Annotated in this window: 11 protein-coding genes; 6 read left to right on the top strand and 5 right to left on the bottom strand. The window is 56.5% G+C overall.

Going from position 1 to position 16,889, the window contains the following annotated elements:
- The first annotated feature begins 5 nt into the window (after positions 1 to 5).
- Complete coding sequence (locus RE6C_RS23590; RefSeq protein ID WP_008660670.1) at positions 6 to 1,313, top strand: sulfatase-like hydrolase/transferase; 1,308 nt, start codon at positions 6 to 8, stop codon at positions 1,311 to 1,313.
- A 107-nt stretch (positions 1,314 to 1,420) separates the two neighbouring features.
- On the opposite strand, the gene RE6C_RS23585 is transcribed toward RE6C_RS23590, so the two are convergent.
- Together RE6C_RS23585 and ruvB are read right to left on the bottom strand one after the other, a co-directional pair.
- Positions 1,421 to 1,978 carry a PH domain-containing protein gene (locus RE6C_RS23585; RefSeq protein WP_039963204.1) on the bottom strand — a complete coding sequence of 186 codons (558 nt, stop codon included), beginning with the start codon at positions 1,976 to 1,978 and terminating at the stop codon, positions 1,421 to 1,423.
- 140 nt (positions 1,979 to 2,118) lie between these two features.
- Entirely contained in the window at positions 2,119 to 3,216 is a 1,098-nt protein-coding gene (ruvB, locus tag RE6C_RS23580; RefSeq protein WP_008660667.1) for a Holliday junction branch migration DNA helicase RuvB, read from the bottom strand.
- Positions 3,217 to 3,328: 112 nt separating this feature from the next.
- Between ruvB and RE6C_RS23575 the strand changes: the two genes are divergently transcribed.
- Together RE6C_RS23575 and RE6C_RS23570 are read left to right on the top strand one after the other, a co-directional pair.
- Positions 3,329 to 3,925 (top strand): sigma-70 family RNA polymerase sigma factor, encoded by a 597-nt coding sequence (locus tag RE6C_RS23575; RefSeq protein ID WP_008660666.1) that lies wholly within the window; start codon positions 3,329 to 3,331, stop codon positions 3,923 to 3,925.
- Positions 3,918 to 4,796: an SMC-Scp complex subunit ScpB gene (locus RE6C_RS23570; protein WP_052035030.1), complete on the top strand. Its 879-nt coding sequence runs from the start codon at positions 3,918 to 3,920 to the stop codon at positions 4,794 to 4,796. The genes RE6C_RS23575 and RE6C_RS23570 overlap by 8 nt, the downstream gene beginning before the upstream one ends.
- On the opposite strand, the gene rlmN is transcribed toward RE6C_RS23570, so the two are convergent.
- Entirely contained in the window at positions 4,731 to 5,870 is a 1,140-nt protein-coding gene (rlmN, locus tag RE6C_RS23565) for a 23S rRNA (adenine(2503)-C(2))-methyltransferase RlmN (RefSeq protein ID WP_008660665.1), read from the bottom strand. The two genes, RE6C_RS23570 and rlmN, sit on opposite strands and share 66 nt — an antisense overlap.
- Positions 5,871 to 6,019: 149 nt before the next feature.
- On the opposite strand from rlmN, the gene RE6C_RS23560 reads away from it, so the two are divergent.
- From RE6C_RS23560 to RE6C_RS23550, 3 genes are all read left to right on the top strand, one after another.
- Positions 6,020 to 9,589, top strand: coding sequence for a PVC-type heme-binding CxxCH protein (locus RE6C_RS23560; protein ID WP_008660663.1), 3,570 nt, complete (start codon positions 6,020 to 6,022; stop codon positions 9,587 to 9,589).
- 10 nt (positions 9,590 to 9,599) lie between these two features.
- Positions 9,600 to 11,537: an AI-2E family transporter gene (locus RE6C_RS23555; protein ID WP_008660662.1), complete on the top strand. Its 1,938-nt coding sequence runs from the start codon at positions 9,600 to 9,602 to the stop codon at positions 11,535 to 11,537.
- 70 nt (positions 11,538 to 11,607) lie between these two features.
- Positions 11,608 to 13,290 carry a serine repeat-containing antigen gene (locus tag RE6C_RS23550; protein ID WP_008660660.1) on the top strand — a complete coding sequence of 561 codons (1,683 nt, stop codon included), beginning with the start codon at positions 11,608 to 11,610 and terminating at the stop codon, positions 13,288 to 13,290.
- A gap of 16 nt (positions 13,291 to 13,306) precedes the next feature.
- Here RE6C_RS23550 and RE6C_RS23545 read toward each other — a convergent pair whose 3' ends face one another.
- Both RE6C_RS23545 and RE6C_RS23540 read right to left on the bottom strand, forming a co-directional pair.
- Positions 13,307 to 14,656 (bottom strand): DUF1501 domain-containing protein, encoded by a 1,350-nt coding sequence (locus RE6C_RS23545; RefSeq protein ID WP_008660658.1) that lies wholly within the window; start codon positions 14,654 to 14,656, stop codon positions 13,307 to 13,309.
- A gap of 36 nt (positions 14,657 to 14,692) precedes the next feature.
- Positions 14,693 to 16,855: a DUF1549 domain-containing protein gene (locus RE6C_RS23540; protein ID WP_008660657.1), complete on the bottom strand. Its 2,163-nt coding sequence runs from the start codon at positions 16,853 to 16,855 to the stop codon at positions 14,693 to 14,695.
- Between the last annotated feature and the right edge of the window lie 34 nt (positions 16,856 to 16,889).

Raw genomic sequence — 16,889 nt, 5'->3', positions numbered from 1 at the left:
TCGTCATGCTGCTCGCCGATGACTTGGGGTATCGCGATGTGGGCTGCTACGGCGGTCCCGTCGAGACACCGACGATCGACCACCTGGCTGCCGGCGGAACCCGATTTCAACAGTTCTATTCGGGATGCGCAGTTTGCTCACCTTCGCGAGCCACACTGATTACCGGTCGCCATCACATTCGCGCCGGTGTCTACAGCTGGATTCAGGACGAATCACAAAACTCCCACCTGCGTCTGCGAGAAACCACGCTGGCGGAAGTCCTCCGAGGCGCCGGATACGCAACCGCTCATGTTGGCAAATGGCATCTGGGACTGCCCACGGAAGAACGCGACAAACCAACACCCGATCAACACGGGTTCGATCACTGGTTTGCTACCTGGAACAACGCCCAACCCAGCCACCACAACCCGGACAACTTCATTCGCAATGGTGAACCGGTCGGTCAATTAGAAGGCTACTCCTGCCAACTCGTCGCGGACGAAGCGATCGGTTGGATGGACCGCCATCGTGAATCCCAGCCGGAGCAGCCATTCTTTTTGAACGTTTGGTTTCACGAACCGCACGCACCAATCGCGGCACCTGATGAAGTCACGCAGAAATACGGGAAGGTGAACGACAAAGCCGCGATCTACTCGGGAACCATCGACAACACCGATCAAGCCATCCAACGGCTGCTCGCGAAATTGGATGCATTGGGTGTTCGCGAAAACACACTGATCATCTATGCATCGGACAATGGCAGCTATCGAACCGATCGGGTCGGCAATCTTCGCGGACGAAAGGGAGCCAACTGGGAAGGCGGTATTCGCGTGCCGGGCATTTTCCACTGGCCGGGACACATTCCCGCGGGAGTCGTCTTGGATCAGCCTGCCGGTTTGGTCGACGTGCTGCCCACAATCTGTGGGATGTTGAAAATCGCACCACCCCGGGTTCACCTTGACGGCAGCGACCTCACGCCGCTGTTGACCGGGCACGCCGATTCATTCGAGCGTCACCAACCTTTGTTTTGGCATTTGCAAAGATCTCAACCCATCGTTGCAATGCGAGACGGCGACTACTCTCTGGTCGGCTTTCGGGACTACGAGATGTCGAACAAAAACCTGTTCGAAGAGAAGTGGATTCCCGCGATCAAGACCGGCACGTATCACAATTTCGAGTTGTACAACTTGAAGGATGATCCTGGCCAAACAAGGAATTTGGCTGCGGAACAACCCGAGCGGGTCGAAGCGATGAAGCGACAAATGCTTCAGATCAACGCCAGCATCATGAAGGACGCAATGGACTGGCACCTCGGCCCCGACAACCAGAAGTAAACCTACAGCTCAACCAAAACCTGTAACTCGGTGCTCCTCCACCGAGAACTTGTTGCCGAAACCATGATCGTCTCGGTGGAGACCACCGAGCTACAGGATTACGTCGTTTACAGCGACGTTGATCGAGCTTCGATCCGTTTCAAGATATCGCGGATCTCGGTCAGTGTCGTTTGAACGTTGGCATCCCGCGACAGTTCGGACTGCGTGGTGGGAGCGGTCAAACGAGCGGGCTCGCCACCGGTGACCATGTCACGCTGCTTCAACACCGCATCGCGAAAAGCTCGGCCGTTTCGGATGCCGGTCAGACGAACCAACGAGCCCGGTCCTGACTGGCCCGCGGTCTCCACACTGACCGCTTCCAACTCCAACGACCGCATGATCGGTCCTTGAACCAAACCCAAGTCCGTGATGCGGTCCAATGGCACCGTTTTTTCCTGCCGCACCAAAACACCACGACTGACTTTCAGAGTTCGCTCGGTCAGCGTGCAACGATGACTCTTCAGATACAGTCCCGAAATGTACCAAGCCAGTGGCGCAATCAGCGGCAATAACGGGATCAGAAAGATTGTCAGAAAAGTAGTCAGCACGGCACTGATCAACCAATACACTTTGACTTTGGGATTGAACTCCGCTTCCCAAAGGACGGTTTCGTCGGTGTCATTCATCGTTGCTGTCACAAATTGAAAGGGGCTGGTGTGATCACAAACTTTCTTCGTTAGTTGAGCCCCCATCTTGGCAATCTCTCGCAAAATCTCCGAGGAATCGTTGAGTCTTCATTTCCTCGGAGCAAGAGATCAGTCAGCCTTCAAAGAGGCCGATCAGGCATTGGCCGTTTCATGTGCTCAAACGCTTTCGGAGTTGCCAAGCGTCCTCGTCGGGTTCGAACCAACAACTCACTTCGCAGCAGAAACGGCTCGACCTCGTCTTCGAGCGTGTCTGAGCTGACATTCATCGTGTGGGCGATCGCGTCCAACCCGGCCGGCCCACCGAGGAAAACTCGCATCAGCGTGTCCAAGTAGTTGCGGTCTTGTTTATCGAGTCCCAGATGATCGATCCCGATCATATCCAAAGCCGCTTCGCAGACACTCGCTTCCACGTTGCCTTTCGTTTTGCTTTGGGCGTAGTCGCGAACCCACAACAATCGGTTGTTGGCCAATCGAGGTGTACTGCGACTTCGATCCGCGATCACTCCGGCCGATGTTGGGTCCACGTCGATGTTCAGCTTCTTCGAATTGCGAAGCACGATCTCCGCCAACTCTTTTCGCGTGTACCACCCCAAGTGCTCACGGATCTGGAATCGGTCTCGCAGCGGAGCGGTTAACATGCCGGCTCGCGTGGTCGCGCCGATCAACGTGAACGGTTCCAAACTCAGGTTCAGCGTTCGCGCATTGACGCCTTCGCCCAGGACGATGTCGATTCGAAAATCTTCCATCGCCGTGTAAAGATACTCTTCGATTGCCCGCGGGACCCGGTGAATTTCATCGATGAACAGCACCGATCCTCGCGAGACGTTCGTCAGGTACGGCAGCAGATCCCGCGGCGCTTTCAGCCCAGCACCGTTGGCCATTTGGACCGTCGTTTTCATTTCCGAAGGAATGACCGTCGCGAAAGTGGTCTTTCCCAATCCGGGCGGTCCATCGAACAGAATATGCCCCAGTGGTTCGCCACGCACTTGAGCCGCGTCGATCGCAATTCGCAACCGTTCGATCACGTCCTGCTGACCCACCATTTCCGCCATGCGTTGCGGGCGCAGGGTGACATCCGGATCGGGACCGCGATCGGGCTCCTCCCCGCCATCCGCGACGCCTTTTTCACTCGGAGGACCATCTTCCGGTGGATCCCCGCCAGGGTCTGGATTCGATTGTTGGTAAATTGCTTCGCGAGCCATCAGGCGATCAATCAAACGGTTTCAGGCAATGAAATGTGTCCGGAACGTCTCCAATCCGCCCGGAAAGTTCTGCTACTGTAACGGTCCGCTGGCAACCCGCGAAGCGACAAACCCGATCGAACCAACGATGACGTCCAACGATCCCTCCGAACCCGCCCCCTCCGAGCCCCACGAATCGCCCGCCCGAGCCGAAGAAATCGCTCGGTACGAGCCGTATTTGAGAATGTTGGCTCGAATGCAAATGCGAGCGAGCTACAAAGCCAAACTGGGCGCATCCGACATCGTTCAACAAACGATGATGCAAGCCGTTGCCGCCATCGATCAATATCGCGGCACAACGGAAGCCGAATGGCGGGCTTGGTTGCGGAAAATTTTGGTGCGGCAAATGTGTCACCTGGATCGCGATCTGCACCGCGACAAACGCGACATTCGCCGCGAACGATCGATGGAACAGCGGGTGGCACAATCCTCCATGCGGTTGGAAGGATTGCTCGCCGGCGATGTCGGCACGCCCAGCCAACACGCGATGGTGGGCGAATCGCTGGTGTCATTGGCCGAGGCGATCGAATCGTTGCCGGAAGCCCAGCGAGACGCGATCGCGATGCATTACCTCGAAGGATTGAAATTGTCCGAAGTCGCGGAGCGGATGGACAAGACCACCGGATCGGTCGCGGGACTGCTGCACCGAGGCATGAAACAATTGCGGCAAAACTTCCATGAATGAACCAACCGACTCGCCCGAAGATGAGCACGCTGAAACCGGGCAACCAGAAAACGAATTGCCTGAGAACGAAGGCGAACTCGACAACGAGTTCGATGACGACGAAGAAGGTTTCTCGCTGGAGCAACTCGGGGCCGCATACGCCCGCGTTGCCGCAATGTCAGAAAGTGGTGACGAAGCCCCGGCCGATCTGGATCCCGCCGAGTTATTGCGTTCCGAACCGGATCCCAAACCAAGCGAAAACGAATCCGCCGAAGAGTTCATCGAAGAAGATCCGGACAGCGACGAAGCACTGGCAGTCGCAGCACAAAGCTCCGCCGAATTGGACGCCTCCGCCGATCAGGCCGCGACTCCCGAAGCCATCGTGGAAGCGGCATTGTTCGTCGGGCATCCAGACAACCTGCCTCTGACACCGCCGCGTCTGGCCTCGATCATGCGTGGCTTTTCACCGGAGGAGGTCGTCGACATCATCGACCAACTCAATGCGTCCTATCGTGCCGAGCGACAGGGAATACGAATCGTCGAACAAGACGGTGGGTACCGCATGGTGGTCGCCCCCGAAGTGGAATCAGTTCGCGCGGCTTTCACCGGCAAAATTCGCGAAACGCGGTTGAACCAATCCGCGGTCGAAGTGCTGTCCTTGGTCGCTTACCAACCCGGCATCACGTCGGCCCGCGTCACCGATTTGCGAGGCCGCGACAGCGGTTCGCTGCTCAACCAAATGGTTCGTCGTCGCCTCGTGGAAGTGAAACGGGAGCCCGGCGACGGCACTGACAAACTGGTTTCGCGGTTTTATCCCGCCGAGCGATTACTTGTTCTTCTGGGACTCGAGACCATCGACGACTTGCCGCACGTCGAGGAAGCCAACATGTGAGTCGGAATCCGACTCCGCCCGCCGAGCCTGCATGGCCCGCTGACGGTTCTCTTGGCGAATCAACTGTCCGCACGCGGCTTCGATGTCATTGCCCAAACTGTATCGCACCGTGGTCTTCAAACCGGATGCTTTCAAGATGTCAGCGAACGATTCGATGACCGGTCGCGGTGATGCGTGCAGATGAGGGGACGCTTCGATCGTGTTGTATGGAATCAAATTCACATGCACTCGCAGATCGCCAATCCAGTCGATCAATCGATTCGCATCTTCCGTGGAATCATTCACATCGCGAAGCATCAGGTATTCGATCATGAATTCGCGATCTTGGATCGATTGGATCTCATCAATCGTGTCATGCAATTGCGTCAGCGATGCCTTCTTGCCCAATGGGATGATCTTTTCACGAGTGGTTTGATCAGCGGAATGCAGACTGAGAGCCAGATTCAAATTCGGAAACCTCTTTGCCAAACGAAGCATCCCTGCGGGAACGCCGACCGTCGAAACCAATACCGTCGACGGCGAACGAGCAAAGTGATCTGGTGCCGTCAGCAACTCAATCGCTTCGGTCACGTTCACCTCGTTGTGCAACGGTTCGCCCATTCCCATGAAGACGATGTTGCTCAGCCTCCGGTCTTCACCTCGTAGAATCTGCCCGGCTTGAACGACTTGGTCCAGAATCTCTTCGGTCGCCAGGTTCTTCGCGATTCCCATTTTGCCGGTCGCACAAAAGTCACACGCTGCGGCACATCCGATCTGGCTTGAAACGCACAGCGTCGTGCGTCCCGTCGCGATGCGAAGGATCACTGATTCGATCAACATGCCCGACTCGGTTTCGAACAGCAGCTTGGTCGCTCCGTCGATCTCAGAATCCATTCGCTGATAGAGGTTCAACGAGTGAAGTTCGATCCCCTCGGCCACCGGATACTTCATTGAAACCGCTTCGTCGGATTCAAACTTCTTCAGCAGATCGTTTCGCAGTTTCCGAAACACCTGAGGGTCCAACCGACGATCACGGCGCAATGACTCCATCTCGTGAGTCTGAAAGAGTCGAACGGATTCGGGTGCGGCGGTCATTCCGGGCTTACGGGTTCGCTAGGTAGGGGCACGCCAGATGGAGTGTCGCAGCATGGCAGTTTCGGGACGAAAACCTGATAGATTGTTAGCGTTCGTGTGGAAACTAGAAGAGCCCATCCTGATTTTCTGTCAAGAATTGAATCCCAAGAATGAATCTCCGGCGCCCCCCTCTTTCGCTTTGTTTTGCGGTTTGTCTCAGCTGTTTTGCAACCGTTGCAAACGCTCAACGAGACCTGACCGACATCCCGGAACCTGATCCGAACGCTGAAGCGGCGGCGATGAAGTTGGATCCCAAAGCGGCGATCAATCTTTTCGCGGCGGATCCCGCGATTCGTAAACCGATCCAAATGAACTTTGACTGCACGGGGGCTCTTTGGGTGGCCAGCAGCGAGTCCTACCCGCAAGTCAAACCGGGTGAGATCCCCAACGACCAAATTGTCGTGCTACGAGATTTGGACAAAGACGGCGTCGCCGAATCCAGCACCGTTTTCGCGGACGGGTTGTTGATTCCCACGGGTGTGATCCCCGACGGGCCCCACGCCGCCTACGTCGCGGCCAGCACCGAACTGCTGTACTTCAAAGACACCGACCACGATGGCGTCGCCGACGAACGACGCGTCGTGATGAGCGGGTTCGGTACCGAGGACACACACCACTTGGTGCACACACTTCGTTGGGGTCCCGACGGATGCTTGTACTTCAACCAATCCATCTACATTCACTCGCACATCGACACGCCCGATGGAACCAAACGTCTGGACGGAGGCGGGATCTGGCGTTATCGCCCCAGCACCGGACAACTGGATATTTTCTGTAAAGGGTTCATCAATCCTTGGGGGCACATCGTCAACCGCTCCGGCGAATCCTTCGTGACCGATGGAGCCGCCTTTGATGGCATCACCCACGCCTTCCCCGATGCCGTGTTCAAAACCTCTCCCGGTGCGACCCGATGGTTGCTGGGACTGAACCCCGGCAGCCCCAAACATTGCGGTTTGGAAGTGCTCTCCGGAACACACATTCCACCAGAATGGCAAGGCGACCTGGTCACCAATGACTTCCGCAGCCACCGCGTGTGCCGGTTCAGCGTGCGTCCTAATGGGGCCGATTACATCAGCCGCCAACAACCCGAACTGGTAACGACCGAACACGTTGCATTCCGTCCCATCGATGCTCGCATGGCTCCCGACGGAACCATGCTGATTGCCGACTGGTACAACCCCATCATTCAACACGGCGAAGTCGACTTTCGCGATCCGCGTCGCGACACTGAACATGGTCGTATCTGGCGACTGTCCTTTCCCGATCGACCGCTCGATCCATGGCCGGACTTCTTGTCCGCGACCACATCCGAACTGCTGGGCTACCTCGAAGACGAATCGCTTGCGGTCCGTCAATTCGCTCGTCAAACGTTATGGGATCACCTGGAAGATCCGGGCTTCTTCGACACGGTGGACGAATGGGTTAACCAAGGTGGCGACCAACTGGCGACTCGCACGCTGGAAGCACAGTGGCTTCGTGAAGCGGCTCTCCAAACGGTCGCTATGCCACTCGCGATGGCACGAATTGAATCGTGGAAGTCCAATCCAAGTTCGGTTCCGGACAACGCCGCAGCTTGGCTAAGAAGCCAATTCCGATCAGCCAATCAACTCACGACGCTGAACGCCCCCACCGCCAAACAAGCCATGGCCGATGCGGCCAAACTGGTCGGTGCCGCGACGGAGATCACCGACCTCGCGTTGACCCTGGAAGTCATCGTGCAATGCGGCCAATTGGACACCGAAGAATCAGCGGTTTGGCTCCACCAAATTCTCTCGCGTTTGCTCGCCTCCGACCAACCATTGTCGTCACAAAAATCGATCGACTTCGCTTTGTGGCAATCCATTCGCGAAACGGCGGAGCACTGGCAAGATGGAAACGACACGCTGCAAGAGATTTGGGAAAAATCCCCGCAAACGCTGGCGTGGGCAGTCCGAGCCGTTGGCAATGCCGACGCCGCGAAGCTGTTGATCGACCGCATCGAATGGGAAGAAATCTCTTCGGACGAAGCCGATGATCAGTGGCTTCAAGCTGTTGGCGAAGTCGCGACCGCAGAACAACTCGGCGGCGTCCTCAAGCGGTTGTTGTCCGGAAATCCAACTCACGTCGAACGCCGCATCAGCACATTGCTGGATGCGACGGCACCACGCAAGAACGTTGCTCCTGCCAAAGCAAACGCCAGCGTGAATCAATGGCTAGCCAAACAAGACGCCGGCCAACTGAAGGTGTCCACGATGCGATGGATTTCGCGAGCGACCCAGCAATGGAAATTGCAATCCACAGAAGCAACCTTGTTGTCCGCCATTCAAACTCGCTCGGACGCGGCTGCAGAGGACCGGCAAATTTGGATCAACGCGTTGGCATCGCTCTCGTCTCCCAAGGCCAATCAACAATTGATGAGCATCGCCAAAGAAGGGTCGATCGCTGATCGAACTGCGGCGATCGATGGCTTGGTCAACTCGCGTCCCGGTGCGGCGGTTCCATTGGTCTTGGACGCTTTGACCGAAGCCGAACTATCAAAAGCCGCCGAAAACTGGTTGGTTAGCTCGCTTTCCCGCCCCGATTTGGTGAAACGATACGCCGCGAAAATGAGCGACATGGAATTGCCTTCCGATACCGCTCGGACATTGCTGCGATCGGTCCGCTCCGCCGGAGGAAACGCCGAACTCGAACAAGCAATCCGCAAGTCCGGCAAGCTCGACGATGCGACCTGGGTCTTGTCGCCGGAGCTGAAAGATCGGTTGCTCAAACGAGTGCGGGAAACAGGTTCGGCCTCGCGAGGCGAGCTGGTTTACCGCCGCAATGAATTGCAATGCATTTCCTGCCACGCCATCGGACAAGGCGGAGGACTCGTTGGCCCCAACTTGGTCTCATTGGGCGGCAGCTCGCAGCCGGACTATGTCCTGGAATCGCTGCTCGACCCAAGTGCTCGGCTGAAAGAAGGCTATTCCACTCGCAAGATTTTGACCGAAGACGGAGAAGTCATCAGCGGAATTTCCATCGGCGAAACCGACGATGCGATCCGTTTGCGGTTGGCCAACAGCACCGTGCGAGAAATTGAAATCGATGCGATCTTGGATGATGCACCGGGCAAATCGTTGATGCCCGAAGGTTTGCTCGACAATCTGACCGAAGCAGAGCTGGTCGACCTCACGACGTTCCTTGCGGCTCTCGGACGCGATCCGCAATTCACCGTTTCGACGGAGAATCTGGTTCGAAGCCTCGAGACGATGAACTACACGCCCGCCGCGAACGGTCGACTGAACCGAACCAGCGTCGACACGGCGGCTCAAGACGATCCCGCCATGACTTGGCGAGCCCTCACGACGATGGTGGACGGCAAAGTTCGATTGGAGGAACTCGACAAATTCAAACAGCATCGTCACACGCCGCCGACCAGCTTCATTCGTTTCGACATCGAAGTCACGCCGGCTGATTCCGATGCGACGACCACCGACATCCAATTGAAATTGCAGTCGAAAACAGACGCCGCCGGTAGCGACAACGAGTGGGACGGCATCGAAGCCTGGGTCGACGGGAAACCCATGCCGACCTGGCAATTGAAGAATCTCCCCTTGTCGCGAGGTCGCCACCGCATCACGTTGTCCATCAATCGCGATGCCGTGACGTCGAACATTGGGATCGCTTTGGAAGGCGAAGCGATCGCAGCGACTCAAAATTGAAAGGGAGTTTGTGGGACGACGAAAAAAGAACCAGCCGAGCCGCCGGAACGGCAGTGACTCTGATCCGCCTGTCGACTCGAGTTCCACAAACGCAAGCGAACCTGAGTCACCGACTCAGGATGGCGAAACCGAGGCGACTGACTCACCGGAGAAACTCACCGCGGTGATCGGCGACTCCACTGATGAGAGTTCCGAGACGCCGGTTCAACCCGGCACCCGCAAACAAATCCTCTTTCCACAACTGCCATCGCTTTCGCGGATCATGTCCGTGGTGATGCTGGTGATCGGCATCTTGGCGGTCGGGGTATTGTTCTACCGATTGATGATCGGTTTCTTCGTCCCGCTCTTTTTGGCAGCCCTTTTGGTTGTCATTTTCCGCCCTGTCCATTTGTGGATTTTCGAAAAAGTCGGACGACGTCGTCGGTTGGCCGCGGGAACAACGACCGCGTTGATCCTGTTCATCGTCTTGCTGCCGCTGGGAGTTCTGGTCTCCGTCGCGACGACCCAGTTCACGATCCTGCTCAGCAAAATGAACCTGAGCAACATGTCAGTCGCGATGGAACGAGTCCGCTCGCAAGTCGGATTGTCTCTCCCACACCCCGAACACTTTCGGGAACTGGACCGAATCGTTGGCGACATCAACGTGCCAAGAGCGGATGATCCGCAAGCCGTCCGGGCCAAGATCAACGAGCTTCAGCAGGCTGCCGCGATCATCAACTACCTGCAATCCGAAGTTCCCAACGCTGGTATCGCCGAGACCGCCTCAGAAATCGCCATCAACAATTTGAACGAGTACGCGGAACTGCTGATTCTTTCCATCGACTCAGAAAACATTGATCGAGACATCGACATTTCGATCAGTGACAACCTTGTTCCCAAACCCTCCGGACCAGCGACATCATCGCTTGGCCAAATTGATCCCGATCAACTGGACGCCGATGCCGATCTAGTGAATGACGTTGAAGAATCAGCGGCCGCGGAAATGCCGGATCCACCTTTAACGGCCATCACGGTTGAACCCAGCGAGGACGAAACCGATTCAATCAATGCTCCATCATCCGATGCTGACTCACCGAGCGCAGCATCCGAAAACCCGCAGCCTCAATTGTTGGTTCAACTGAACAAGAACGAACGCTTCGAACAACCAGCGGTCAAGACCGCCGCCGCGGTCCGAAGTTGGATGAATCAGCTGCTGGGCGGCTCTCTTCGCAGCCAGCTCAGCCTGATCGCGAACCCCGATGAAAAAGACTTTTCGTCGCTCATTCGAATGGCCCGCGAATCTTTGCAGCCCAGGTTTGTGCGGCTGACAAGCGCGACCGGCAGCATTGTCGTTCAAGTCATCTTTGGTTTGGTGATCCTGGTCGTCTCGGTCTACTTCTTTTTGATCGATGGCCCGGTGATGATCCGAACGCTCATGCGTCTCTCACCGATGGACGATGCCTACGAACATCAACTGCTGATGGAGTTTGATCGCACCAGCCGAGCGGTGGTGTTGGCGAGTGTTGCCAGCGCCGTTGTCCAAGGGATCTTGGCAACCATTGGATTCTGGCTTTGCGGTTTCGATCAAATCGTGCTGCTGTTGTTCCTGACCAGTGTGATGGCCTTGGTTCCCTTTTTGGGAGCCGCGTCGGTTTGGGTTCCGTGTGCGTTGTGGTTGGGCTTGGTAGATCAACGCTGGATCGCCGCCGCGTTCCTTGCGGTCTATGGCGCAGCCGTCGTTTCATCGATTGATAATGTCATCAAGGTTTATGTGCTGCACGGTCGCAGCCAACTGCATCCACTGTTTGCTCTGCTCAGTGTGATCGGTGGAGTGTCCGTGTTTGGTCCGATCGGGATTTTAGTGGGCCCCATGGTGGTGGTGTTCCTGCAAACCCTGCTCGAGATCCTGAACCATGAACTGAAAACGAGCCACGCGGATGAAGAAATTGACCCGCAATCGGCGGGCTGAAATGCCCGCGAAGCGTAGTTACAATACCCGAGTCTCGTAACAAACAATTCCCGCCGGATTGGTCTCGCTCATGTTGGTCACCCCTTGTCCCCGTTGCCACGAATCAGTCCGGATCCCTGATCGTTTGCTTTCAGGACAGGTTGCAGCGACGGCTCAGGTTCAGTGCCCGTGGTGTTTGTCGACGCTAGATCAACAAGAAATTGAATCCGCGATGCCTCCCGCTTTGATCGTGGTGGGCGACGACCTGAACACCGGTGCAGACCCCCTCGCGGATTTGGAACCCGTCGATGGCGACGATGAAGAGCCTGCTGCGTCAGCTGGCTTTGCTCTCGCGGGTGCTGCTCCCGGTCTCGAAGCATCCAGCCTCGAAGCTCCCAGTCTCGCAACTCTCGAGCCAGAACCCGAGGCCGCTGACACGACCGAAGAAGTCGGCGAATTGGAAACGCTGGATTCGGATGTTTTCGAATCGCCGACCGACGAACCCGAACTCACATCGGTGGAACCATCTGCCGACGCCGACGATTTGGATGAGTTCACCATCCCAGAAGATCGAAGCGACTCAGCGGTCGAAGCCCAACCAGAAGTGGCTCCGATGGCGATCTACACCAGCGACAAAAAACGCCGCAAGAAAAAGTCGCTGATCAAAACCGTTGGATCACCCATTCTCGGTGCTCTGCTGGCGTTGCCCATCGGCGGTGGATTGCTGTGGTACCTCGACGCACTCCCCAACCTCGGGTTCTATCCGCTCGACGGAACCTACAGTTCATCCAACCAAGTCCAACGATCGGCCGCGGCACCAGTCAATCCCGGTGGATACGTTCCACCGATCATGGACGACGCGCCCGAAGGCCGTTCGCTCGGAGAAGAACTGAACAACGACTCGAGCGACGACACCTCAACACCGCCCCCCGTCGAACTCGACACATCGGAAGCGGACATGGTCCCCGCAACCGACCCCGCCACGGATGCTTTGGCTGAACTGAGCGACATGACGACGAGCAGCAACAAGCCTGCTGCGGAAGACGATCTTGAAACGCCGCCGGAAGATCTTCAGCCATTGCCCTCCGACGAACCATCGGTCACCGAAGTGGCAAAACCGCCTGTGGAATCGATCGCGACCTCCGAGGAGGAAGCTCCCATGGACGCGCCAGCAACAACCGATGAAGCTCCAACCGCCGAAGAGCCTCAGGATCGCCTGCCTGGATTGCCGCCAGCGATCGATGAAGTGGCCTCCGACGACACGGAAATGCCAGCCACTCCAGAAGCCACCGCGTCCGATGACAGCAATGCTGACATGACCGCTGCCATCGACGAGATCGACATGGTGCTGAATCAACTCGAGGGCATCGATGCAGCGGATCCCAAATACGGCCAAGCGGTGATCTTCGCCTATGGAATGCTCTCTCGTTTGTCTGCCGAAACTTCGCCCGGCAATTACGACCAATTGCAACCTTTGGTGGATCGCATCAAATCCAACAAGAACCTGTTCATTTCCTTTGCCAAGCAGGTACCAGCTTGGATCGACACACCGCAGGAAGATCGCCAAACCGACGGAGCGTTCATCCTCGGTAAATTTGTCGACGCGGAAGAATCCGACGGTTACCAAGTTCGACTTATGAACGGCAAAGCTTATCCGGTCACGTTCGCCGATTCAGTGGATGCCCAAACAGTCACCGCGGTTGCCTTTGGAAACCTCGATGTTGCCCAGGAACCCGCATCATTCGAAATCAACTGGATGCAACCCGCACAGTGACCTTGGTCACCTCGTTCTAGGCGATGATCGACTCGATGACTTCGCCTTCGCTGCGTTTCATTGGACGCCCAATCGGAGTGTCCAATTCTTCGGTCGGATCCAGCCCCAGAGTGGACAAGATCGTGGCATGCAGATCCGGGATTGTGACCGGACTTTCCACATGAGCATCTGGTTTGTCGGCGTTGGGCTCTGGTCCCGTCGCACCGTGAACATGCCCACGACGAATACCGCCACCGGCCAACAATGTGCTGAATCCGTGGATCCAATGATCACGTCCACCTGCCGGATTGATCTGTGGCGTGCGTCCAAACTCACCGCCGCAAACGACGAGCGTGGACTCCAACAAACCGCGTTCTTCCAATCGTTTCAACAGAGCAGCAATGCCTTCGTCCAAGGTTCCCGCCGCACTTGATTGCAAACTGTGATTGTTGATGTGGCTGTCCCATCCACTCAGTGTCACTTCGACGCAACGAACGCCGACCTCCACCAATCGAGACGCAGCCAAACAACTTCGGCCAAACGGGTGATCGCCGAACGCGTCTAACTCAGCTTGCGGTTCTTCTTTCACATCAAATGCCGTCAATTGGTCGCTCGACATCATCTTCCGAGCGGCTTGTGTGCCAGCCAAATGCAATGTTCGGTTCTCTTGCAAATTGCGAATGCGACCTCGTGTGAACTGAGGTTCCAGCACGTTGTTCAGCGCATCCAGCCGACGTTGATAACGCGACTCATCGACTCTTGCGCGAACATCAGGAACCGGTTCGAGCGGGTCCCCGGTCTTGAACGCATCGAACTGCGGCCCGAGATATCCGCCCGTCGCAGCGGTACGGCCAGCCAGGATCGCGATATGCCTCGGGATGTCAGCTCCCGCATCGTCGGCGTGACAAAGAATGCTGCCGATCGACGGATGCTCCAGCGTTGGATCGGGGCGATATCCTGACTTCATCGCATAGATCGCTCGCTCGTGATCGCCCTCCTTCCCAACCACGCTCCGTACCAGCGAACAAAGGTGCATCTGCTCGGCCAATCGCGGCATCGTGTCCGCGATTCGCACGTCCTTCAATGTGGTGGCGACATCGCCGACATCACCACCGAACTTTGTGCCCGGATGAGGATCGAAGGTTTCCAACTGACTCGGGCCGCCTTCCATCCACAGCAAAATCACACTCTTCGGTGGCTTGCCCGAATCCGCTTTTTGCTCCGCAGCCAACGTCAACCGACGTGCCAGTGAAGACATCATCAATGCGGAGCCTGCTCCCAACAGTCGTCGGCGAGACAGGTGAACCTGAGCACTACACAAACCGCTCCGCAGTCCCTCGCCCAGTCGACCGATGGATCCGTGGTGGTCGTTGAATGAGATGCTCATGAAAGGCTCCGGTTGGTTTCAAACAAGGTTCTGGCCTCAATGGTTCCAGGCAAACTCACTGCTGTTGAGCAGAATCCACGTCAGATCCGTGATCTCTTGTTTGCGTGATGTCGGCGGATCATTCTTCTCGCGACTCTCTTTGGTGAGACGTTCGACAAAGTGTTCCAGTTCCCGCTCACTGGGTTCACGATTCAACACTGTCAAATACAACGTTCGAACCACATCCTCATCGTCTCTCGCAAACATCTCGATATGCGAGGAGGCATTCAGGATGGGGTTGGGGCTCGCCGTTTCGTTGATCAGCTTTCCGTTCAACATCACCAATCGTTGGGTGATCGTGACGGGTTGTTGAGTGAACTCGTCTTCACCCAGATCGCCGTACCGTTTCAGGAAGTCATTCAAGTTTCCGAACTGCTGCAACTGAACAAAGAACGATGAATCACGATTGATTGTTTTGACACGTCCGGCCTGAATCGCCGCACCGGCAACCTGCTCGCTTCGCAGATGAGTCACCGGGAACACCGCCATCGCCAGCTCATGCTGCTCGGTCACATCGAAGTCCGCACGACTGCTGACGCGAAAAGCGGGGGAATCGGTGATGCAACGGATCAGTTTCCGAATATCGAAACCACTTTCGATGAACGCTTCGGTCAGGGTTTCGATCATCGGCGATGGTGGTGAATCCAATGGCAAGTTATCGACTTCGCCAACCTGGAATCCATAGTCCGTCTCAATAGCTGGTGGCTGCCCGAACAATAAAGTCCACACACGAGTCACCGCGGCCCGCGCGGCTGGTTTGTTTTCCGGATGAGTCAACCAGTACGCCAACCGTTCCCGGTCACTCAGGTATCGAGGCAAATCGCCAAACTCCGGCGCAGCGTCTGGTTCATCCGCGACAACTTCTTGGGTCGCAACTTCCTCCGCTGTTTCTTCGACGTCGGCCTCATCGGAATCGTCTTGTTGATTCGTCGGACGCGGAGGCAACAATTCACGCAGGAATGGAACGCTTGGCTCAACCGGCACCGTCTCATCCGCGTACAAGTACTGATACTCGTAGTTCGCTCGTTTGTCTTTCAATCCTTGAACACCTTCGCTGGTCGCCGCCGTGAAAAATGCCGCGAGCGAGTGAAAATCTTCCTGGGTTCCTTCCCGCAAGACATATTTCGCGTCTCCCTCCGACGCAGCTTGGATCGTCGCGTCGTCCGCCCCGCACGACATGATCCAGGACGCATCACCGAGCGAAACGTTTCCTAGAAAATCATCGTGGCATTGCAGGCAATCAATCCGCACGCCCAAAAAAGCTCGCGTCGTTCGTGCAGCCAAGCGAATTGGATCCGGAGCGTTGTCTCCGCTATCAAAGGTGACGGTGTGGAAATTGACTTCCGGCCGATCCGTCCAGACTCCTTCGGCCGTGATCAACATCCGAACCAATTCGTCGTAGCGAGTGTTCTTCGCGTACTGTTCAGCCAGCCAAGTGCGGAACCGCCGCCCGCGGTAGAAGATGAATGGCCCTTCATCGGCACCCACCAGATAACGAGCGGTTCGTTCGGCCCAGTAATGATGAAAGCGTTCACTGCTTAGCAATCTCTCACGATGCGTCTCGACGCGATCGGCTTCGGGCAATCGCTGCAGCGACCGGATCTCTTCCAACGACAACCCGGTGCCCGCCAATGCCAACGATAAACGGCGGCACACGGTTAACCAGTCCGCCATGGGTGCCGCTTCCAATCCGCGAGAATCCAACTCCGCCCGCCATTGTTCGGCAATCTTTCCTGTAACCAACGCGAGTTCCGAATCGCTCTTTTTCGAGTTGGTTTTACCCGGCGGTTGCGACTCAGTCGAACGCAGGCTGACCGGTTCGATTGCGGTCGCTGGATTGTCATTCAACGCGATTGCGACGGCCTCGGCACCGATGTCGTTGACGTTTTCATCTTGAGCGACAGCGGACTTGGCGTTGTCTTCATCAAAGATCGCGGATGGGTCGGGGCTCAAACCGGAGGACAGAAACCCGAAGGTCATCAACGCCAAAATCAGCAACAAACTCCAGCGACCAACTGAAGCCAGAGCACGTTTCCAGCGGGGGACAAGTTCAGCATCAACGACCGGATCAGACACCAATTCGGCCGTCACCAGCGAACTTTTCGCGAAAGAGTCAGGGGACTCGTCGCTGCTGTCGATCGTGGTTTCAATGGGTGGCATGTGTGTGTTTCGCTTTCCGGCGGGCTATCTTGCC

It is taken from the genome of Rhodopirellula europaea 6C (assembly GCF_000338295.1).
GTDB classification, from domain to species: domain Bacteria; phylum Planctomycetota; class Planctomycetia; order Pirellulales; family Pirellulaceae; genus Rhodopirellula; species Rhodopirellula europaea.
The sequence above is the reverse complement of the archived record's forward strand: the minus strand, read 5'-3'. Positions and strand labels throughout refer to the sequence as shown.